At 56.2% G+C, this 19,774-nt stretch carries 15 protein-coding genes; 8 read left to right on the top strand and 7 right to left on the bottom strand.

Annotated features, from left to right (window positions below; genetic code table 11):
• The first annotated feature begins 31 nt into the window (after nucleotides 1-31).
• From LNA76_RS13085 to LNA76_RS13070, 4 genes are all read left to right on the top strand, one after another.
• Nucleotides 32-2,290: a xanthine dehydrogenase family protein molybdopterin-binding subunit gene (locus tag LNA76_RS13085; protein ID WP_230019229.1), complete on the top strand. Its 2,259-nt coding sequence runs from the start codon at nucleotides 32-34 to the stop codon at nucleotides 2,288-2,290.
• 86 nt (nucleotides 2,291-2,376) lie between these two features.
• Nucleotides 2,377-3,201 carry an alpha/beta fold hydrolase gene (locus tag LNA76_RS13080; RefSeq protein WP_230019228.1) on the top strand — a complete coding sequence of 275 codons (825 nt, stop codon included), beginning with the start codon at nucleotides 2,377-2,379 and terminating at the stop codon, nucleotides 3,199-3,201.
• 80 nt (nucleotides 3,202-3,281) lie between these two features.
• Nucleotides 3,282-4,334: a 2,5-dihydroxypyridine 5,6-dioxygenase gene (locus LNA76_RS13075; RefSeq protein WP_121739521.1), complete on the top strand. Its 1,053-nt coding sequence runs from the start codon at nucleotides 3,282-3,284 to the stop codon at nucleotides 4,332-4,334.
• Nucleotides 4,321-4,944, top strand: a complete 624-nt coding sequence (locus tag LNA76_RS13070) for an N-carbamoylsarcosine amidohydrolase (protein ID WP_108728623.1) — start codon at nucleotides 4,321-4,323, stop codon at nucleotides 4,942-4,944. Before LNA76_RS13075 ends, LNA76_RS13070 begins: the two co-directional genes overlap by 14 nt.
• Nucleotides 4,945-5,483: 539 nt before the next feature.
• On the opposite strand, the gene LNA76_RS13065 is transcribed toward LNA76_RS13070, so the two are convergent.
• Nucleotides 5,484-8,783 (bottom strand): autotransporter outer membrane beta-barrel domain-containing protein, encoded by a 3,300-nt coding sequence (locus tag LNA76_RS13065; RefSeq protein WP_230019227.1) that lies wholly within the window; start codon nucleotides 8,781-8,783, stop codon nucleotides 5,484-5,486.
• 1,442 nt (nucleotides 8,784-10,225) lie between these two features.
• Between LNA76_RS13065 and LNA76_RS13060 the strand changes: the two genes are divergently transcribed.
• Nucleotides 10,226-10,840 (top strand): nucleotidyltransferase family protein, encoded by a 615-nt coding sequence (locus tag LNA76_RS13060; protein WP_230019226.1) that lies wholly within the window; start codon nucleotides 10,226-10,228, stop codon nucleotides 10,838-10,840.
• Here the strand turns inward: LNA76_RS13060 and LNA76_RS13055 are convergent.
• Nucleotides 10,837-11,577, bottom strand: coding sequence for a flagellar brake protein (locus LNA76_RS13055; protein WP_094197606.1), 741 nt, complete (start codon nucleotides 11,575-11,577; stop codon nucleotides 10,837-10,839). The genes LNA76_RS13060 and LNA76_RS13055 overlap by 4 nt on opposite strands.
• A 110-nt stretch (nucleotides 11,578-11,687) precedes the next feature.
• Nucleotides 11,688-12,608, bottom strand: coding sequence for a delta(1)-pyrroline-2-carboxylate reductase family protein (locus LNA76_RS13050; protein ID WP_230019225.1), 921 nt, complete (start codon nucleotides 12,606-12,608; stop codon nucleotides 11,688-11,690).
• Nucleotides 12,609-12,820: 212 nt separating this feature from the next.
• Between LNA76_RS13050 and LNA76_RS13045 the strand changes: the two genes are divergently transcribed.
• Nucleotides 12,821-13,237: a YidB family protein gene (locus LNA76_RS13045; protein ID WP_094197604.1), complete on the top strand. Its 417-nt coding sequence runs from the start codon at nucleotides 12,821-12,823 to the stop codon at nucleotides 13,235-13,237.
• A gap of 149 nt (nucleotides 13,238-13,386) precedes the next feature.
• Here the strand turns inward: LNA76_RS13045 and LNA76_RS13040 are convergent, their stop codons facing one another.
• Complete coding sequence (locus LNA76_RS13040; protein WP_094197603.1) at nucleotides 13,387-14,667, bottom strand: bifunctional O-acetylhomoserine aminocarboxypropyltransferase/cysteine synthase; 1,281 nt, start codon at nucleotides 14,665-14,667, stop codon at nucleotides 13,387-13,389.
• Nucleotides 14,668-14,940: 273 nt separating this feature from the next.
• Between LNA76_RS13040 and LNA76_RS13035 the strand changes: the two genes are divergently transcribed.
• Complete coding sequence (locus LNA76_RS13035) at nucleotides 14,941-17,655, top strand: AsmA family protein (protein WP_230019224.1); 2,715 nt, start codon at nucleotides 14,941-14,943, stop codon at nucleotides 17,653-17,655.
• A complete protein-coding gene (locus tag LNA76_RS13030; RefSeq protein WP_230019223.1) occupies nucleotides 17,652-18,059 on the top strand; it encodes an MOSC N-terminal beta barrel domain-containing protein in 408 nt (135 codons plus the stop codon). The genes LNA76_RS13035 and LNA76_RS13030 overlap by 4 nt, the downstream gene beginning before the upstream one ends.
• Nucleotides 18,060-18,106: 47 nt before the next feature.
• Here the strand turns inward: LNA76_RS13030 and LNA76_RS13025 are convergent, their stop codons facing one another.
• The 3 genes from LNA76_RS13025 to rsmD form a co-directional block, all read right to left on the bottom strand.
• Nucleotides 18,107-18,364: a YfhL family 4Fe-4S dicluster ferredoxin gene (locus tag LNA76_RS13025; RefSeq protein WP_009454772.1), complete on the bottom strand. Its 258-nt coding sequence runs from the start codon at nucleotides 18,362-18,364 to the stop codon at nucleotides 18,107-18,109.
• A gap of 85 nt (nucleotides 18,365-18,449) precedes the next feature.
• A complete protein-coding gene (gene coaD, locus LNA76_RS13020) occupies nucleotides 18,450-18,956 on the bottom strand; it encodes a pantetheine-phosphate adenylyltransferase (RefSeq protein WP_094197600.1) in 507 nt (168 codons plus the stop codon).
• Nucleotides 18,957-18,976: 20 nt separating this feature from the next.
• Complete coding sequence (rsmD, locus tag LNA76_RS13015) at nucleotides 18,977-19,606, bottom strand: 16S rRNA (guanine(966)-N(2))-methyltransferase RsmD (protein ID WP_094197599.1); 630 nt, start codon at nucleotides 19,604-19,606, stop codon at nucleotides 18,977-18,979.
• Nucleotides 19,607-19,774: the final 168 nt, after the last annotated feature.

The following is a 19,774-nucleotide window of genomic DNA, read 5'->3' as shown; positions in this document are numbered from 1 at the left end:
CTCTTATATAGAACCCAGCCAGGAGAGTGTGATGTCTTATGATGCGCCGCGCCACCAGCAGCAAGACTTGCTCAGGGCGTCTGGCACCTTGCTGATTTTAGCGGCACCGGCGCGGCCTCCCAAGCCTTCGCCCGGTCAGCCCGGCGTGGTGTCCGAGTACTTGCAGGCGCACGACGATGTCTTTGTCGCCGTATCCGAACAGGGCTGGGTGCGCGCTTTTCATGGGCACGTGGATCTGGGCACCGGTATTCAGACTGCGCTCAGTCAGATTGTGGCCGACGAGTTGGATGTGCCGATGTCGCGTGTGCAAATGGTGCTGGGCCATACCGATGCTGTGCCCAATCAAGGCCCCACCATCGCCAGTGCGTCCATTCAGATTCATGCTGTGCCGCTGCGCAAGGCGGCGGCTCAGGCTCGACAATTACTGCTGGCACAAGCCGCAGAGCGCTGGACGTTGCGTACAGATCAATTACGAGTAGAGGACGGCACAATCATTGCCCCGGACGGACGCAGGCTAACGTACTGGCAATTGCTGGAAGGTCTGGAGCTGCGGGCCTATCTGGATAAGGAAACCCCCACCAAACCGGCCGAGCAATTACGCCTTGTAGGGACAGCCCAGGCGCGTGTCGATATTCCGGGCAAGGTCGCGGGGCAGTGGGTGTATGTCCACGATGTGCGCGTGCCTGGCATGTTGCATGGTCGTGTCGTGCGTCCTCCTTATATAGGACGTGATAGTGGCGACTTTATCGGTCGCAGCCTGGAGTCCGTGGATGAGGAGTCCATCCGTCATATTGCCGACGATGTGCGGGTTGTGGTGATTGGTGACTTTATCGGTGTGGTCGCGCGACGTGAAGAACACGCCATGCGTGCCGCCCGTGAATTGAAAGTGCGCTGGAAAGCGATTCCCCCTTTGGAGGACATGAGCAATCTGGAGCAACTGATTCGTCGTCAGCCCATGACGGAGCGATTGCTAACTGATACGGGCCCGGGCTTTGACGAGCTACCGCCTGAAGGCAAGCGCTTGAAGCGCAGCTATGTCTGGCCTTTTCAGTTGCATGCTTCCATTGGCCCGTCTTGTGCGCTGGCAGATTACAAACCCGGCCATAGCCGGATCTGGTCAGGTACGCAGAACCCGCATATGTTGCGTGTCCATTTGAGTCAATTGCTGGACGAAGATGAAGCCGGTCTGGAGATCATCCGTCACGAAGCAGCCGGTTGTTATGGCCGTAATTGCGCGGATGACGTGTGTGCGGATGCCTTGCTGTTGTCCCGAGCCGTTGGTGCACCGGTGCGTGTGCAGTTGACGCGTGAGCAAGAACACGGTTGGGAGCCTAAAGGCGCTGCTCAGTTGATGGATGTAGAAGGCTCGATTGATGCCGAAGGGCAACTGCGACATTACGATTTTGTCACCCATTATCCCTCCAACGATGCGCCGAACCTGGCGCTTTTGTTGACGGGACGGGAGTCGGCAGCCCCCCGTCAATTGGAAATGGGGGATCGCACGGCAGTACCGCCTTACAGCTATCCCAAGCAGCGCATTGTGTGTCAGGACATGCCCGCGATTGTGCGTGCTTCCTGGTTGCGCGGTGTGTCGGCCATGCCTAACTCTTTTGCGCATGACTGCTTTCTGGATGAGCTGGCGGTGGAAGCGGGTGTAGACCCCTTGAGCTATCGCCTGCGTTATCTGGATCAGGATGAACGCGCGCAGGAACTGCTGCAGGCGGTGGCGGACAAGGGGCAATGGCAGATTGGACATCGAGGTTCTCGTGGGCAGCCAGATGAGCAAGGCTATCTCTACGGTCGAGGCTTGTCGTACGCCCGTTATATACACAGCAAGTTTCCTGGCTTTGGGGCGGCATGGTCAGCCTGGCTGCTGGATCTGCGTGTCCATGCGGAGACGGGCGTGATTGAGGTTCAGCAGATTTATGTGGGCCAGGACACCGGGCAGATGGTGAACCCGGCGGGCGTGCGTCACCAGATTCACGGCAATGTGATCCAGTCCTTGAGCCGTACTTTGTATGAGCAGGTGCGCTTTAACGCACAGGGTGTGGTCAGTGCGGAGTGGGGCGCCTATCCCATTGTTGATTTCCCGCGCATCCCGCCCATTGAAGTGATTTTGATGGACAGGCAGTCCGAGCCGCCGATGGGGTCGGGTGAATCTGCCTCCGTGCCCTGTGCCTCGGCCATTGCCAATGCTTTGTTTGATGCAACTGGCCGACGTTTTCGGCAGGTGCCTTTTACACCGGATGTGGTCCGGGCCGCGCTGGTTGCTACGCCCCAAACAGCGTAGGCAGCAGCAATTTTCATGGGTCGGGTTCAGGGCCTTTTAGTAGTACCAGGCTTTAGACCTGACGGTTTCAATCCAAGGACAGATTAATGAGTACCTTTCTTTACGGCGGCCATGTTCACGCCAATGGCATTCGTCAGCATTACCTGCGCTACGGCGGTTCCAGCCAGGGTCGCGATCAGCGTCCTGCCGTCATCATCGTGCCCGGCATTACCAGCCCGGCGGTGACCTGGGGTTTTGTGGGTGAGCAGTTCGGCAAGCACTTTGACACCTACATTCAGGACGTGCGTGGTCGTGGTTTGAGTGAAGCCGCCGAGGGCATGGATTACAGCCTGGATGCACAGGCCGATGATTTGATCGCCCTGGCTCAAGCCCTGGGTCTTAAAGACTACATCGTGGTCGGTCACTCCATGGGTGCCCGCATTGGTTTGCGTGCGGCTCACAAGAACAGCGATGGCTTGAACCGTCTGGTAATGGTTGATCCGCCGGTCTCTGGCCCAGATCGTCGTGCCTATCCTTCCAAGTTGCCTTGGTACGTGGATTCCATGGCTATGGCTCGCAAAGGCTGCACCGCAGAGGACATGCGTGCCTTTTGCCCGACCTGGACCGAAGAGCAGTTGCAATTGCGTGCCCAGTGGCTGCACACCTGCCACGAGCCTGCGATTCTGGCCAGCTTTGAAGGGTTTCACACCGACGATATCCACGTCGACTTCCCGCATTTGAAGGTGCCTGCTTTGCTGATGACCGCCGAGCGTGGCGATGTGGTGCGTGATGAGGATGTGGCCGAGATTCAGCAACTGGCCTCTGGCGTGCAGCACGTTCGCGTGCCGAACGCCGGTCACATGATTCCTTGGGACAACGAAGCCGGCTTTTACGAAGCCTTCGGTGACTTTTTGGGCCAGCGCTTGGTGTGATGTTAAAGGGCCGCTACGGTGGCCCGTCGTGATGCAGAGGTTCCGCGTCAGTGCCGGAACCTCTCACAAGGAGAGACAAAATGGCAGTGAGTGATTATCAACTTATCGAAGCATGGCAAGAGGTGTTACGTCTGTCCAAGCTGCAAGCGGGTCAAACCGTGACCTTGCTGACCAGCTCGACCACGCACCCCCAGACCATGCAGTGCGCACAGATTGCCGCTCAGTCCATGGGCGCGATTGTCAATCGTCTGGACTTGTTGCCGGTCAACGCGGAAAAAGCCTTGAGCCGTGACTCGCTGGCGTACTTGGGTACGACCCCGCTGACGGGTAACGAAGCGGCGATCGCCGCCTTGAAGGCCAGCGATCTGGTTTTGGACCTGATGACCCTGTTGTTCTCGCCCGAGCAGATCGACATTCTGAAGTCGGGTACCAAGATTCTGCTGGCCGTGGAGCCACCCGAAATTCTGGTTCGTACCGTGCCAACGGAAGCAGATCGCGCACGCGTGACAGCGGCGGCGGCCTTGATCAAGGCCGCCAAGGAAATGAGCATTACCTCGCCTGCTGGTACTAATCTGCGTTGCCCACTGGGTGAATTCCCTGCGATTCGTGAATACGGTTTTGTAGATGAGCCCGGTCGTTGGGACCACTGGCCCAGCGGTTTTGTGCTGACCTGGCCCAATGAGTTGGGCACCAACGGCACCATCGTGATCGACAAGGGCGACATTCTGTTGCCACAGAAGAAATACTCGACTGAGCAGATCATTCTGACCGTGGAAAACGGCTACGCCACCAAGATTGAAGGTGGTATTGAAGCCGAACTGCTGGACGAATACATGAAGACCTTCAACGATCCCGAAGGTTATGCGATTTCCCATATTGGTTGGGGTTTGCAGCCACGCGCCCACTGGTCCACCTTGGGCCTGTACTCGCGTGAGAACACCATTGGCATGGATGCGCGCGCGTTCGAGGGTAACTTCCTGTTCTCCCTGGGGCCGAACAACGAGGCGGGCGGCAATCGCACGACGGCCTGCCACATTGATATTCCTTTGCGACATTGCACGGTCAGCCTGGATGGGCGCGCCGTCGTGCGTGATGGCAAAGTACTGGACGGAGGCGTTGGTGAGTACGAATGAAGGAGCGGTTTACGCTCAACAAGGGTTTGGGTCGACGCTGGAGCCTAAGGCTCCGTATGGCTTGTTGATTATTGATCTGGTGAATGGTTTTGCTGACCCGGCGGTGTTTGGTGGTGGCAATATCCCTGAAGCCATCGAGAACACGCAGACCTTGCTGGCAACGGCACGTGAGCAGGGCTGGCCGGTGGCGCACACTCGTATCGTGTATGCCGATGATGGTGCAGATAACAACATCTTCAGCATCAAAGTCCCCGGCATGTTGGGTCTGACTGAAGACGCACACAACAGCCACATCGTGCCGGAGTTGGCTCCTGCACCCGGTGAATTTATTGTTCGCAAGAATGTGCCGTCGGCTTTCTTTGGTACGCCCTTGGCTGCGTGGCTGACGCAACGTGGTGTGCAAACACTGCTGGTCGCCGGTGCGGTTACCAGCGGTTGCGTACGTTCCAGCGTGGTCGATGCGATGCAATTGGGCTTCCGCCCCTTGGTGGTGTCGGACTGCGTGGGTGACCGTGCAATTGGCCCGCATGAGGCCAACTTGTTCGACATGCGTCAGAAGTACGCCACTGTGGCGACGCGTGAAGAGGCCATGAAGTTGATTGGAGTGTAAGGCTTGGTGTTTTTAAGCCTTTGAGAAGAACGATGTGCTTCGTCATTTTTTAGCAGTTTGATTGACGGAGCCTGTGTCGTCCTTTTAGCAAGTCTGTGTCTACGGATTTGTGATCAAGTATCGGTGGTCTGCCGCTTGGGGGCAGGCTGTCGGACCTGCGCCCCTGGGAGCCGGATGGCTCTCGGGGGCTTTTTTTGGCTTTGCGTAGCAGTGGAGGGTTTTCTTGTAGGGCCCCTGTGTGGCTTGTCTTGGCGGGTCCCTTGCTTACGCCGTGCGTGGGTGCCCTTGTCAGTGCGCCGTTGCGGGCGGGCCGTGAACTCGGAGCGCGACTGCTCACCCGGACCGGCCGCAGGCGTGCTCCTTAAACAGCACGCCTTTTGCATCCCGCCTCGTTACTCTGCCCGTGGCAAGAACCCTGACTCACCCGCCAAGCCGCATTCGTGAACGCGTAAATAGTGTTGGGGGAACGCTTTGTGCATGTGCATCAGCGCCTCCCACCGTTTCAAGCAACAGTCACGTTTCCTGGCAAGTGGCTATTCTTAAAACGCCCAGCGCAGATTCATCTGCCCTTGTAGCGACGAATATCCACCGCCGAACTGTGAGCTGATGCCGGTGCCAATCGACAGACGCTCACTGCGTTGCCAGGTCAGGCCTGCACGCAGACTCATCGTGTCGCGGGGCAGCACGCTATTGCGGGTGTTGAACGCCGTATCCGTGGACGCAATGGCGAAACGGGCTGCTTGGGTCAGGTCGCGATCCAGCCATTCGTGATTCCAGCCCACGTCAACGTTCACGGCTAGCTTACTGCCATCAGTCAGGGCGCGATTCCATTGCGCCGTCAGCCCCAGGCTGGAGCGCAAGGCATCGACGTGCTTGCTGTCCAGGTGAAGGCGCGTGGCTGCATTACCCGATTCGTCGACTGATGGGCGGGACACCAAGGCATAGTTCATGCTGGCAAAGGGGCCTAGCGATAAGGAGGGGTTCAGCTCCCAAAGGTAGCCTGTGCCTGCGTCAATCGACAGATTGCGCCCCGTCCAGTCAGACGAGTGCGTGGCCTGATAGTCTCCAATGGCAATTTGCCTGCGCATATCGGCGTGTTCTAGCCCCAGTCGCAGCCCGCTGAATCCAAAAAGGCCTTCCCGTGCACCGGGGCGGTATTGCAGATGGGCAGCCAAGCCAAATGCGGTGGCTTTACTCTTGCCCGAGTAAGGGGCATCGGGTTTGACCGATAGATCTGAAATATCAAGCTGTGCTCCCACCGCGAAGTCGGGGGCCGACTCCAGGGCGCGCCCAGCTCCAAGGATCAGGCCATAGCTGTTGGCATCGTAGCCAAGCATGGAACCTCGCGTGTTCTGATCGCCACTTGAACCGAACACCAAGGCGTAGCCCTGCCAGTCGGTGCCGGGCCGCAACATGCTTTGGCTCAGTCCTTGGCGCGCGGTTTGCATGATCGAACGTTCATGCATCAGAGAGGCGGCCATCGCCGCACTGTAGCCAGCCGGTGAAATCTGATCCAGGGCAGCGGGTATTTGTGAGCCGTCCTTGGCCGAGAAGTCGAGTTCCTGGAACAGGGTTTGCGCAGGTGCCGGTGCGGCGGCGGCCAGCTTGAACAAAGCCTTGCCGGCTTCTCGTTGGTTGTCGTCGCCGCCATATTGGCTATAGGCATTGTCGGTGCGGGTGGCAGACAAGCGGTAGCGCTCATTGCCCAACGGGGCAGCGTCAAACTGCAAGGTGGGCGATACGGCGGTGATCTGAGTGGCGTCGAAGCTGCCGCTGTAGCTGGCGGCTTCGATAAATGAGCCTGTGTCGGCAGACCAGGCGTTTTGATACCAGTCCGCCACAGGCGTCAGTTGCAGCGTTCCGGCCAAATCGGCATTACCACTGACGGCAAGTGCGTCGTGGTCGCCTTTACCATCAAATTCGGCTAATAGGCGGCCCGTTGCTGTTTGTTGGAAGTCGCCATTTACCTGAATGCGCCCGACTGAGTTACCAGGCGTCAGGGTGCCGGCGTTAATCAGGGCCTGACCGCTGGCCAGATCGAAGCGGGCATTGCCGCCCAATGTCGCCGCTTCGTGGATGGCGGCGCTGTGGACCTGCACGTTACCGTTCAGTTGTGTTGTACCGCCGTCAAAGGACAGGGTCAGATTGTCTTTGCCTGTGATGTTCCCGGCGTAGCTCAAGTGGAAGGTGGTATCGGGTTGATCGATGCTGCGGCCCATATGATCGGCAGCCTGCCCAAACGACAGCGTAGTCAGACGTAGCTGGTTCTGGTCGTCGCGTTGCGCATACTGCGAGATGATATCGCCTTCAATCTGGGTACCTTGCATCAGGTTGATACGCCCGACGTAGGCATTGTCAGAAATCAGGATGGCAGCTTGCCGGCCTGCGATCCGCCCGCTAATGTCGGCTTGTTTAACCAGGGGGCCGTTCAGCTCGGGGAGCAGGGCTTGATCGACGCCTTCAATACTGCGTATATAGGAACCACGACGCTCGGTATGGTTGCCCAGGGAGTTGGTGCCAAAGTCAAAACGCAGGCCGACACCTTGAGGGCCAGTAGCCTGGATGTCGCCGCGATGCACCAGCGTATGCCCACGGCCGTAGGCAAATTGAATACCTTGCCCGTTCAAGCCATCTGCGTAGATTCTGACGCCTGGGTCGATAACAAGCGTGTTGTTCTGACCATCGACCCGTATGCCTGCACCACCTGAGCCGGCTGCCAGCAGGTCAGCCGCTTGTCGGACCTGATTGTTGCTGCCGTAGATATGCAGGCCCAGACCCAGTGTGGATTGGTTGTATTGGCCTGGAAGGTACTGCGTGCCTTTGGCATTACGGGCAAAGAAGCCTTGGGTATTGACCAGCTCAAGGCCATCGCCGTAGATTGAGCGCCCAAAGAAGTTGGCCCGGTCAATGGTGTAGCCCAGATCTTGCAGTACTGCCAATTCAGCTTCCATGAAGCCTGAATAGTTGCGGTAGTTCTGGTGGCTCATGACGCTGTTTTGAAGCTCGATATGGCTCATGAAGTTGTTGTCTATGCCGCCACCTTCACCCAGCATCTTTACGGGCACACCACGCAGGCCACCAGCCAGCACTTGTTCGATGTGCGTTCCGGTCAGATAGCCCTTGTCCTGACGCACATCAAAAGCGTCGGGGTCGTAGGAGTTGTCGCAGCCATCGCACAGAATCTTCTGGCCAGCGCGTGCCGGTTTGCCATTGTCGTCTCTTAGCAGTTGGGTCCAGCTACTGAGTTGGCTTTCAAAGTAGGGTTTGGTGTCATCCAAACCGCCTCTGTCCTCCACGCTGCTTAAAATGCCCAGCCCATGGGCAATTTCGTGAACGGCTGTCAGCAGTACGCTGTCTTTTCCGCTAAGGGGAGTTTGTGTAAACGCCTGGTTTGCTGCGTAATCGTCTTGGCCCAGGCCAAAAAAGCCATGTCCACCAAAGGGCAGTGTGCCGGTTGCAGGCGACAGGCCGAACATGTTTTGCTGCATCTGCGTCAGTGCGCTTTGACCGCCATTGGCGGTGGGTGAGCCTCCGTAGGCATTGCCTGGGTCATTAATCGTGCCGATATTGACGATGGTCGCAGGGTTGTCGCCTTGGGGCTGCAATATTTCAGCCCAATAGCCCATGCCTTCAAGGAGCTGTTCTTTATAGGCTTGATGGCCCTCCCAGCTCCAGAATGACGTTTCGTCATTGTCGAATGAACCGTCGTTCATATCGAAAAACCGTGCGATAAACACGGTGCGCCCCGCTGCATTTGTAACGGTTCTGTCTTCCAGGGCATGAGCTGCCAGGGGCGCAATAGCAAGCGCCAGGGCGGTATACAGTTTTGTTAGTTTCATTGTTGAGCAGGTGTTGAATGCGCGAGATATTGTTTGCACTGAATGGCCTCTGAGGTAGAGGAAACAGTTTGATTAGCGTGGGGCGTTCATTGTTGCTGCATCGTGAGGGGCTGACGCAGGGGAGGCTCCTTTGCTCAGCGTCGAGAAAATATAGCAGATAGTGTCAAATTGATAGTGTTTGTTTTAAACCTTTGGCCTTCTTTTTTAAACGCGGGGGTATCTGCTTTTTGCGAATTTCGAATTTCGAATTTTGGGCTTAGGGCTTAGGGATTGGGGTAGTAGAGCGCTTGTTCTGGGGCGGCTTTCTTCTGGGCGTGCCGTTTGGGCTTTGCGTAAGGGAGTGGATGGTTTTCTTGTGGGGCCCGGGGACGGCTTGTCTTGGCGGGGCCCTTGCCCACGCTGCGCGTGGGTACCCTTGTCAGAGTGCTGGGGCGGGCGGGTCGTGAACTCGGAGCGCGGTTTGTCCTCCAGGACAAACCGCAAGCGTGCTCCTCAAACAGCACGCCCCTTGCATCCCGCCCCAGCACTCTGCCGGCGGCAAGAGCCCTGACTCGTCCGTCAAGCCGTCCCCGGGCCCCACAAGAAAACAAGCAACACGGGTTAAAGCCCAAACGGCACTTGCGGAGGTGGGATGAAAGGTAAGGGTCCAGATTGGATGGGATGGGATGGGAAGGGAAGGGAGGAGGGCTTTGGCTGAGGCTGAATGTTCTCGGGGTTTGGGGATATCAGTTTAGATGTGGTTTTTAATTGTTCTTTTGTGTTTAGAGGGAAAGTAAAACGAAGAGTGGCAGTGGAGTGTGAGTTTAGAGATCCCGTGAATGAGTAGAGTTCTTGGTGTGCTATCAGGACAGGACACGTAGTAAATCAGCAAGTTAGTTCTGCTCTCGGTTGTGGAGTTGTTGATGTGATGAAGCTGATTTAGAGAATGCAAAAGAGCAAGACGATAGGGTTTTAGGGAACGTAGAAGAGTAGAGCGATAGGCGCTTAGGAAACGCAGAAGAGCAAGGCACGAGGCCCTGTTTGTTCAAAGAGTCTGTCTGTAAGAGATTGGTAGATAAAAAGCCATTGTGAGCCGTTCAGTTGGCCTGCTGGGGTGTTGGGGCGGATCAGAGTACTTGCCGCGGTCAGGAGATAGCGTAGGGGTGTAAGCATCCTGCTGTTTGAGCGGGGCGTTTGTGGTTCGTCCGGGGGACGAACCACCCCGCGAGTTCAGGATGCGCCCGTAGCTATCTCCTGATAAGGGCACCGGTGCGTAGCACCGGCAAGTGCTCAGCCCCGACACCCCAGCAGGCCGACTGAATGGTGTCTTTACAGAGACTTCTTTGATCCACTCATCACGGCTTTTTAACCTTGCTTGTCCCCTCAGGCTTCTTTCTATTAGTCTAGTGAACGACGCAATACGCATTGTCGACGAGACATTACCTAGTTCAAAAGGAGCCAGGATGGCAGGGCAGCAGCATGTATCCGGGGTGACGGGCATTATTCTGGCGGCGGGCCTGGGGCAGCGCTTCGACCCCTCGGGTCAGCAGTTGAAGTTATTGGCCAAGATGGACGATGGCAGAACGATGGTGCGCCGTGTCTGTGAGACGGCCTTGTCTGTGCTCGATGAGGTGCTGATTGTTTGTGATGTGCATGAGCAGATTTTGCGTCAGGAGCTGGGCGACTTGCCGATCAGTTTCGTTCAGGCGCCTGCTGCCATCCGCGGTATGGGAGTCAGCCTGAAAGCCGGGATACAGGCTTGCAGTCCCCAATATGGTTATGTCGTTTTACTGGCCGATATGCCTTGGTTGCGGCCAAGCTCTGTGGCGGCAGTCGCTCAGGCGGTGCAGGATGGGGCCGGGATCGTGCGTCCCGTTTTCAATGGGCAGACGGGCAATCCCGTCGGCTTTGGTCTGGCGTGGCGTCAACCGCTTCTGGCGCTTTCAGACGAGCAAGGCGCGCGGGCCTTGTTACAGGCCAATAAGGATCAGACCTTGTGGGTGCCTTTAGTGGATGAGGGCATCTTGCGCGATGTGGACACCCCCGGTGATTTGGAGATGTCCCGGACGTCGAATTAACCGTGACCGCGCTGTTTGGCGATCTGTTGGCGTTCCAGGCGGCTGATGTAGTGCTGAATGGCCATCTGCGTGGAGGCTGATAGATCAATAAACGTACAGCCCAAACGGTGAATTTGTTTACCGTTCGCTAGTTGTTGTGTCTCGGTACGCGCCACTTGTAGAGCCACGACAAAAGAACCGGCCTGTGGCAGCTCCAGCAGGGACTCGGTTTTATGCGCACCAATCACCTCTGCCAGGCTTTGCGATTCGTCCACCAAGGACAAGCCGCCGCCACTGATATCGTGCAGCAGAAAACTCTTGGCTTCGTTATTCAAGCGCAAGATCACCATAGCCGGTTCGCTGACAGGCACGGTGACGCGGAAGAATTCGCGTCGTTGTAAGCGGCGGATGGATTCGGGAATTGGGATCGCCAGGGCTGGCTGCCCTTCGTAGGACACGACCTCTGGTGTAGGCCCTTGAAATGTCACCTTGATCTTGTCTATCGAGGTCTCGAAACTGGTGTGTTCGGACTGCAACAGATTGCGGGTTTTTTCTTCTTTGTTGGCGGTATCGATCACCACCACATTGTTGTCCAGATCAATATCTAAAATGGTGGTCACAATCCGGTCATTGCCCCGATTGGCCTCCATGTGCAAGAGAAGGCCCCCTTTTTCGATGGCCCGTAAAACACGCAGAATTTCAAACTTGGACTGGATCTGATACGGATCGTCTTCGATAGGAGGCAACTGAGAGGTCATGAGGGGCGCAGGAAAAAAAGTCGGTCAATAACTGTAAGGGATTGTACGCGCCAGATTAACACTCTGGGCTTGTTTGGAGTATGGCAGCAATTGATTAGCGTCCTAAGTATTTAAACTGGGTTTACATGCTGCAAAGCACAGCGTGCTGCTGCTAAATCCCAGGCTGCAGAGCCTACGGATTTGAAGAATAAAGGTTTATCTCTGGGTGCTGGCGTGCGCAGCACTTGATGAATGCTGTGGACTTGGTCCCAGGCTACGTTGGCCTGAATCAGGTCGCCAGCTTCTTGGTGCGCTGCGCAGACATCATCCGCGTAGAGGTGGCTGGCTAGCAGGGTATGGGGCTCGAATTCAGCCATATCAGCCTGGAATGCTCCTACGCCAATCAACAGGCGGTCCAGGCGGGCAGGCTCGTGATAGACCGGTGTCAAGCTGGATGTCAGGGTAATCAGGACATCCGTTTTTTCAGGAATGGCCGCAGCAGCCTGAACCCGATCTCCAAACTGATTTTGCAAGGATGTGGCCACCGCTTGGGCACGGCCAATATTGCGGCCTGTCAGGGTGACGCGGGCCTGAGGGTACAGCGTCATGATGGCATCGCAGTGTGCCTGGGCTTGCTGCCCGTATCCCAGTAAGGTGATGTGTTCGGGGCCATGAGGCCACAGTGCCTGAATCCCCAACATGGATACGGCGGCAGTACGACGTTTGGACAAGGTGGGGGCATCCAGGACCAGCACGGGTAAGCCATGTTGAGCGTCGTAGACGCTAACCAGGCCCTGGATGCTGCCAAGACCTTGTTGCTGATTGTCCAGCATCACATTAACCAGTTTGTGCACACCGATATCGTGAGAGACCGCAGGCATGGACAGCATTTTTCCTGCCGTTGGGTAGCTCAGAACTTGCCGGGTGGGGGCGACGATAGTGCCAGCGGCATATTGGGCCATGGCTTTGCCTAGCTGGGCGATCAGCTCTGGATAAGGCAGAGCGCGGGCAGTCTCTTCAGGGGACAGGACGGTATAGCAAGCGTGTGTCATTCCAGAATCTCCAGGGAGTCGATCTGTGTGGCGTGCCGAACTATCAATCCAGTGTAGCGTAGGCCCAGCCCAGAGCAATAGGGCTTTGGCGCCCATGACCTATTGACCCACCTTGACAATTAAGCTGCCCCGTCTGACGGTTTGTCACGGCATAATGAGAACCGATATCAGCACCCGCTGACGCACGGTGCCATGCATTGGGGAGAAAAATAATGAGTTTGCTTAATTCTGTTGTGTCGGCCTTGTCGGCTACGGATTCCAAATCCAAAGAGCAGGGCGCCTTGTTGCCTGCGCTGATTCAGGTGATCAGCACGTATCCAGGTGGTTTGAGCGGCCTGATTGAACGCTTTCGCGCGGGTGGTTTTGGTGAGGTGGTCTCGTCCTGGATTTCGCAGGGCAGCAATCAGGAAATTGGCCAGCAGGACTTGCTGAGCGTGATGGGTCAACCAGCGATCAAGCAATTGGAAGATTTGTCGGGTCTGAACCAGCAAAGCGTGCTGGAGAACCTGAAGATCATGTTGCCGTCCTTGATCAATCAAGCCAGCCCGAATGGTCAGTTTGATCCGTCCCACATTACCGATGCCAGCAGCTTGCTGGGCGGTTTGGCACAGCTATTTCGCAAGTCCTGATGAGCTTGCGCCAGTAACACGGCCAGCCTGATGGCTGTGTCGAGAAAATATCAAAAAGCCTGGAGTCGGTGCTATGCCGATTCCAGGCTTTTTTAGCTTGATGCGGACAAACCTGCACAGCTATGGCGGCCTGTACAGGATTTCTGGTTTTAGCCGCGTGCCGCTGCTTCCAGGGCTTGTTCCAAGTCAGCCAGAATGTCGTCGATATGTTCCAGGCCCACGGATAGGCGAACCATGTCCTCGCTCACGCCTACCGCCGCCAGTTCTTCGGCGTTCAGTTGACGGTGTGTGGTGCTGGCAGGGTGGCAAGCCAGGGATTTGGCATCGCCAATATTGACCAGGCGCAGCACCAGATTCAGTGCGTCGATAAAGCGGGTACCCGCTTCAATACCGCCTTTGATACCAAAGGACAGAATCGCTGCAGGTTTGCCGCCCATGTAGCGCTTGGCCAGTTCGTGGTCAGGATGGTCAGCCAGACCTGCGTACTTGACCCAAGATACCTGTGGGTGGGCGTTCAGATACTCGGCCACTTTCAAGGCGTTTTCGGTGTGGCGTTCCATGCGCAAAGGCAAGGTTTCGATGCCTTGCAGGATCTGGAAGGCGCTCAAGGGAGCCAGGGCAGCGCCGGTATTGCGCAGCGGAGCCACGCGGCAGCGGCCAATGAAGGCGGCCGGGCCGAAGGCTTCGGTGTAAACCACGCCGTGGTAGGACGGATCAGGTGTGTTCAGGATGGCAAAGCGCTCTTTGTGCTCGGCCCAAGGGAATTTGCCGGAGTCCACTACCATGCCAGCGATGGTCGTGCCATGACCGCCCATGTATTTGGTCAGTGAGTGCACCACGATGTCGGCACCGTGTTCGATAGGACGGCACAGGGCAGGGGAGGCAACGGTATTGTCGACAATTAGGGGGACGCCATGACGGTGGGCGGCATCGGCCAGCGCACGGATATCAATGATGTTGCCAGCCGGGTTGCCGATGGTTTCGCAAAATACAGCGCGGGTGCGGTCGTCAATCAGGGCTTCCAGCGCGTCGATGTCGTTGGGCTGGGCAAATTTGACGGTAATGCCTTGGCGCGGGAAGGAGTGTGCGAACAGGTTGTAGGTGCCGCCGTACAACTTACTGACAGACACAATGTTGTCGCCAGCCTCTGCAATCGTTTGGATAGCATACGTGATGGCCGCCATGCCAGAGGCGACAGCCAATCCCGCAATCCCGCCTTCCAGTGCTGCGACACGCTCTTCGAGCACAGCATTGGTGGGGTTCATGATGCGGGTGTAAATATTGCCGGGTACCTTCAGGTCAAACAGATCCGCGCCGTGTTGCGTATTGTCGAAAGCGTAGGAAGTGGTCTGATAAATCGGAACAGCAACAGCTTTTGTGGTCGGATCTGGCTGATAGCCAGCATGAATGGCAAGCGTCTCTAGTTTCATGGTTGGTTCTGGAATTGATGATCAAGTGGCTTATATAGGATAGAGCAAGCATAACCCCTGTATGTCGTGAAATGTATCTAAGGCTGCCGACATTAATAATATGTCTTTATTTCCTTCGGTAATAATGGCGTATTACTGACAACCGACTCTGCTTTTTAGAATACGGGTGGATATTTCTTATTTTCGTTACTTACCAATCGCCCGACATGGGTTAGCATTTCGTATCCGGGCAGATGGCGTGTTGCATCCTGCCCCGAGGTCCTAGAGGCTTACATGAAAGTATGGTTTAAGCGGGGCTTATTCAGCCTCGTCGTTTTAGCTATTGTCACGGTGGTAGGCGGGGCGATTTTCCTGCTGACATTCAATCCCAATTCGTACAAACAGAAGCTGGCTGATATCGTCCAGCAAAAGTATCAACGTACGCTCAAGATTGACGGTGATATCGAACTTTCTTTATTTCCCCGCATCGGCCTGTCCGTGCAGGGGCTGTCCCTGTCTGACCGTAATTCGGAAGATCCTTTCGCTTCTTTGGAAAGCGCCCGCTTTGCCGTGGCGCTTTGGCCGTTGATCAATAACCGTCTGGTGGTCGATCATGTCGCTGTTACGGGCTTTAAAGCCTGGATTGTGCGCGATGAAGAAGGCAAGTTGAATTTTGATGACCTGCTGCAGGCACCACCCGCTGGTCCACCACTGCCGGTGGCTCGTTCTGGCGTGTCTTTGCTGCCCGCTGCCCAAGCGGCCGAGGCTCCACAGGAAAACCCCGTTGAGCCCGCACCAGAATCCTTGCCGGTTCCTGAGTTGATTGCCAAGCGTTCCGGTAGCGAGACGGATTTCCAGATTGATATTGCGGGTCTGAGCCTTAAGGGGGGCGAGATCCATTACTTCAGCAAACGCAGCAATGTGATTGGCCGTTTGCTACAGCTGGAAGTGAATACGGGCCGCATGACCTTTGGTCAGCCTTTTGATGTGGCGTTCAAAAGCCGCCTGTCGGGTGACTATCCCCTGGCAGACGGTGTGCTGGAGGGGCAGGGGCAACTGAGTCTGGACCCCGCTTCCAAATCCTATGGCGCCCAGAAACTGAATGTGAGCTTTGTCGGTGATCTGGACGAGTTGCAGGCGCAAAGTCTGACCGTTAAGGGTAATGTGGCTTACAAGTCCGCCCAGCGTCAGTTCAGCGCCACCAATCTGGATACACAATTGCAAGGTCAGTGGCGGGGCGCTTATCCAGTCAGCGATCTGAGCGCTTCGCTGAGCACGCCCAAGATGCAGATCGACAGCGTCAGCGATCTGGTGTCGTTCGAAAAGCTGGCTTTGCGTGTTCGTGGTAAGAATGAAGATCAAGACCTGGATCTGGCCTTGGATGTGCCTCGCATCCAGGTATCGCCTGCCCAAGCGGAAGGATCGCCTGTCGTTGCCAGCCTGAAAGTCAGCGGCCCCCGAGTTTTGGGGCTGGGCTTGACCTTGCAGGGTTTGTCCGGCAACAGCCAGGAATTGATCTTTGAGCAGGCCAAGCTGGATGGTGCGATCAAACAGGGCAGCCGTGTCGCTCAGTTCAAGGCAAGCTCCCCCTTGCAGTGGCAACCCTCAAATGAATGGCTGCGTCTGCCGGAGATTCAAGCCAATATTCGCGTTGAAGACCAAGCCGATGCAGGTAGCCGTTTTGAAATGCCTATCACCGGTCAAGCTGACCTGAACAAAGGCAAGCAGGAATACAGTGCGCAGTTAAGCAGCAGCACCGAGCAGGCTCAAGGCAGTCTTGATGTGACTTTGCACGATAAGGGCAAGGGGTCCTTGCTGGATGCGATCCTGAAAGCTGACAAGCTGGATTTGGATGAACTGCGCTCGATTTTCTGGGCGGCGGCCCCTGAAGTGGTACCCACAACAGAGCCGGAACCCCAGGCGCAGGCACCTGAAGCGGCAACCGAGCAGGCGCCAGCTAAAGAGGGCGGTGAACAGGCCGAGCAGCCCAAGGCCGAAGAGGCAGATGCCGCAGCACCAGCAGAGCAAGAACCCGACGCGGCTTTGTCCTACCCATGGCTGGACAAGGTTACTTTTGATCTGCGTTTTGAAATCGAAAAACTGCGCAGCCTGGGTGTGGTGATGGATCAGGTCAAGGCCCAGATCAAGAACCAGGGCCAGGTGGTCAGTTTGTCCCAGTTCACTGCACAGGCTTATGAAGGCCAGTTCCAGGCCAAGGCCAAGGTTGAGCCAGGCAAGCGTTTTGAGCTGGGTCTGAAGCTGCAACAAATGCAGGTTGGATCGCTCTTGCTGGATGCTTTCGGCAATGATTATTTGGCAGGCAAGGGCAATGTGAGCCTGGACCTGAAGGCTCAAGGCGCCACGCAGCAAGAACGTCTGAATGCGCTCGAAGGCGGCCTGACTGTCGATTTGCAGGATGGCAGTTGGCGCAGCGTAGACCTGGACCAAAGTGTGCGTGATATTAATGAGGCCGTACGCAATGCTTTTAGCGGCCAGATTCCTTTGTTGCTGCCCGAGTCTGACCCCTTGCGTCGCACGGTGTTGAACCGTCTGCAAGGCAATTTGGATATCAAGAAAGGGCAAGCCACTTTCCGCAATTTCCGCGCAACCACGCCAATATTGACGGTGACCACGGCCAAAGGAGCCAAGCTGGATTTGGTGTCCCAGCAAGCGGATGTAACCTTGCAGGTGCGTTTGAACCGTAACAACCTGGATGCCGAAGAGCGCAAGTCTTTCCAGGATCTGCGCAATGTGCTGATCCCTATCCATATTTCTGGACCTTGGGCAGCGTTGTCCTACCAGATTCAGTGGAAGGACATTGCCAGCAACTCCATCAAGAAAGCGCTGCAGGACGGTTTGCTGGATTTGTTGAGCCAGCAAGTCTCGGAGGCCAAGGCAGAGTCCAGGCCTGATGTGAAATCCGAGGTGGAACAGATCATCAAGAAAGAGCTGCAAGACAAGGTGCCGCAAACCGTCGGCGAAGCCATGAAACAATGGTTCAAGCCATGAGTGCGAGGGACGTGGTGAGTTTGCCCCAAGAGACGGTTTGCCTGTTGCAAGGCGGTCCGGCTCTAAGTGGCAGCAAGGCACTGGCCTGCAAGGGGCGCTGGGTATTGGGGGATGATCAGGGGCAGGTTCTGGCTGCTGATGCGTTGCCCGCTTTGGCAGGGTTAAGCGTAGAGCTGCGTTTTGGTCAACTGGTGTTGCGCGCTCCCGGTATGCTGCGTCTGGAAATTGAAGTAGACGTCATCGAGGACGATCCGGATTCTTTTTCCCTGTGGCAGGAAAATGGCCAGCCCGTGCAATTGGTGGATGAAGGGGATTTGCCTGCACATTGGTTCAGTCGCTATACAGGCCAGCCCTTGCGGTTGCTAAAGCGTTTGTCGCAAACGACTAAGCCACCTGCGCTGTGACCCCACATATCACAAGCCCTGCCATGAGCAGGGCTTGTTTTTTCTGTTTATGTCGTGGGTTCGGACTGTAGCCGGTGATAGCGAGCCAGCAGGGTTTCCTGGCTTTCCTGGTGTTGGGGGTGAACTTCGATGCACTCGACCGGACACACCACCACACACTGTGGCTCGTCAAAGTGGCCAACGCATTCCGTACACAGGTTGGGATTGATCTCGTAGATCTCCTCACCCATGTAAATAGCCAGATTGGGGCACTGCGGCTCACAAACGTCGCAGTTAATGCATTCTTCAGTAATGTGCAGTGCCATCGCGCAGTGTCCTGATAAACGTGGTCCTTGGATTTGACCAGTCGGTCACCTTACAGTGTAGTACGGACCGCTGCACAGGGCGAGTTCAGGTCGCTGAAACCGCTTGTTGCTTGCGCTCCTGGGCTTTGGTTTGTAGCCAGCGCTCCACAGACGGGAACACAAATTTGCCCACATCGCCGCCCAAAATGGCAATTTCGCGCACGATGGTGCCAGAGATGAACTGGTACTGGTCCGAGGGGGTCATGAACATGGTCTCGACTTCGGGCAGTAAGTGACGGTTCATGCCCGCCATTTGAAATTCGTATTCAAAGTCGGACACGGCGCGCAGGCCACGTACGATAACGCGACCATTTTGTTCGCGCACAAAGTCCTTGAGCAGGCCGGAAAAGCTTTTCACTTCCACGTTCGGGTAGTGGCTGAGCACTTCGGAGGCGATCTCAACACGCTCTTCAACGGTGAAGAAAGGGCGCTTGTTCTGGCTGGAGGCCACACCGACCACGACGTGATCGAAAAGGTTGGCGGCTCGCCGGACAAGGTCTTCATGGCCTCGGGTCAGGGGGTCGAAGGTGCCGGGGTAAACAGCTGTGATCATGGTGCATCCGCGTAAGGGGTTCAAGTTGGCAGGTCGGCGTCCGGGGAGAGCGGTGCAGGCGTCCCGGAAAATTCGGCATTATTGACTGTTTTTTGCATCGCAGCAAATCGCAACAAATGATAATGTACCTGCCCTGCCTTATCCTGTCGTAGTATCCCGTATTGATCCGGGGCTTGTATAGGGGTTTCGGATTCAATGTAAACCAGCGCGTCCGGTGCCAGCACATTGGGCAGCAAGGGCCAGATACGGTCCATCCAGTCTTGCGCAAAGGGTGGGTCTATAAAGACCAGGTCGTAGCGCATCTGGCTGCGCTCCAGAATATGAAGGGCGTCGCCAGCATGGATGCGCACGTGCTCTGCCTTGAGTTTGGTACGCAGGCTGCGCAAATTGGTCACTGCGGGCCCGTGGCGTTCCACCATTTGTACAAAGGCGACACCGCGCGAGGCCGCTTCAAAGCCTAACGCTCCGCTACCGGCAAACAGGTCCAGCACGTTCTTGTCACTGAATTGACCACCCCAGAAGTGGTTAAGCCAGTTAAACAGTGTTTCGCGTACACGGTCCGGTGTGGGCCGCAGACCGGGTGCATCGACGACTGAAATCGGTGTGCGACGGTAATCACCACCTACAATACGGACAGCATGTTTTCTCATTAGCGCTTTGATCGGATAATGTGGTCATTCAACAGAATTTTCTAGTGTAAATCGTATGTTCAGTTTTTTTAAAAGAAAGAAGGCCAAGCCAGAGCCACAAGTCACTCAAACGGAGCTGACCGAGCCGCTTTCTCCTGCTCAGCCCGAGGCTGACGCATCCCCTGCAGT

The sequence above is a fragment of the Alcaligenes sp. MMA genome (genome assembly GCF_020907215.1).
GTDB lineage: Bacteria > Pseudomonadota > Gammaproteobacteria > Burkholderiales > Burkholderiaceae_B > Alcaligenes > Alcaligenes aquatilis.
The sequence above is the reverse complement of the archived record's forward strand: the minus strand, read 5'-3'. Positions and strand labels throughout refer to the sequence as shown.

What these genes read in the sequence shown, in the direction of transcription:
- LNA76_RS13060 (WP_230019226.1), top strand. Translation starts at nt 10,226, where the DNA reads ATGGCAGGGCAGCAGCATGTATCCGGGGTGACGGGCATTATTCTGGCG.
- LNA76_RS13085 (WP_230019229.1), top strand. Translation starts at nt 32, where the DNA reads ATGTCTTATGATGCGCCGCGCCACCAGCAGCAAGACTTGCTCAGGGCG.
- LNA76_RS13080 (WP_230019228.1), top strand. Translation starts at nt 2,377, where the DNA reads ATGAGTACCTTTCTTTACGGCGGCCATGTTCACGCCAATGGCATTCGT.
- LNA76_RS13035 (WP_230019224.1), top strand. Translation starts at nt 14,941, where the DNA reads ATGAAAGTATGGTTTAAGCGGGGCTTATTCAGCCTCGTCGTTTTAGCT.
- LNA76_RS13075 (WP_121739521.1), top strand. Translation starts at nt 3,282, where the DNA reads ATGGCAGTGAGTGATTATCAACTTATCGAAGCATGGCAAGAGGTGTTA.
- LNA76_RS13050 (WP_230019225.1), bottom strand. Translation starts at nt 12,608, where the DNA reads ATGACACACGCTTGCTATACCGTCCTGTCCCCTGAAGAGACTGCCCGC.
- rsmD (WP_094197599.1), bottom strand. Translation starts at nt 19,606, where the DNA reads ATGAGAAAACATGCTGTCCGTATTGTAGGTGGTGATTACCGTCGCACA.
- LNA76_RS13040 (WP_094197603.1), bottom strand. Translation starts at nt 14,667, where the DNA reads ATGAAACTAGAGACGCTTGCCATTCATGCTGGCTATCAGCCAGATCCG.
- LNA76_RS13025 (WP_009454772.1), bottom strand. Translation starts at nt 18,364, where the DNA reads ATGGCACTGCACATTACTGAAGAATGCATTAACTGCGACGTTTGTGAG.
- LNA76_RS13030 (WP_230019223.1), top strand. Translation starts at nt 17,652, where the DNA reads ATGAGTGCGAGGGACGTGGTGAGTTTGCCCCAAGAGACGGTTTGCCTG.
- LNA76_RS13065 (WP_230019227.1), bottom strand. Translation starts at nt 8,783, where the DNA reads ATGAAACTAACAAAACTGTATACCGCCCTGGCGCTTGCTATTGCGCCC.
- LNA76_RS13055 (WP_094197606.1), bottom strand. Translation starts at nt 11,577, where the DNA reads ATGACCTCTCAGTTGCCTCCTATCGAAGACGATCCGTATCAGATCCAG.
- LNA76_RS13045 (WP_094197604.1), top strand. Translation starts at nt 12,821, where the DNA reads ATGAGTTTGCTTAATTCTGTTGTGTCGGCCTTGTCGGCTACGGATTCC.
- coaD (WP_094197600.1), bottom strand. Translation starts at nt 18,956, where the DNA reads ATGATCACAGCTGTTTACCCCGGCACCTTCGACCCCCTGACCCGAGGC.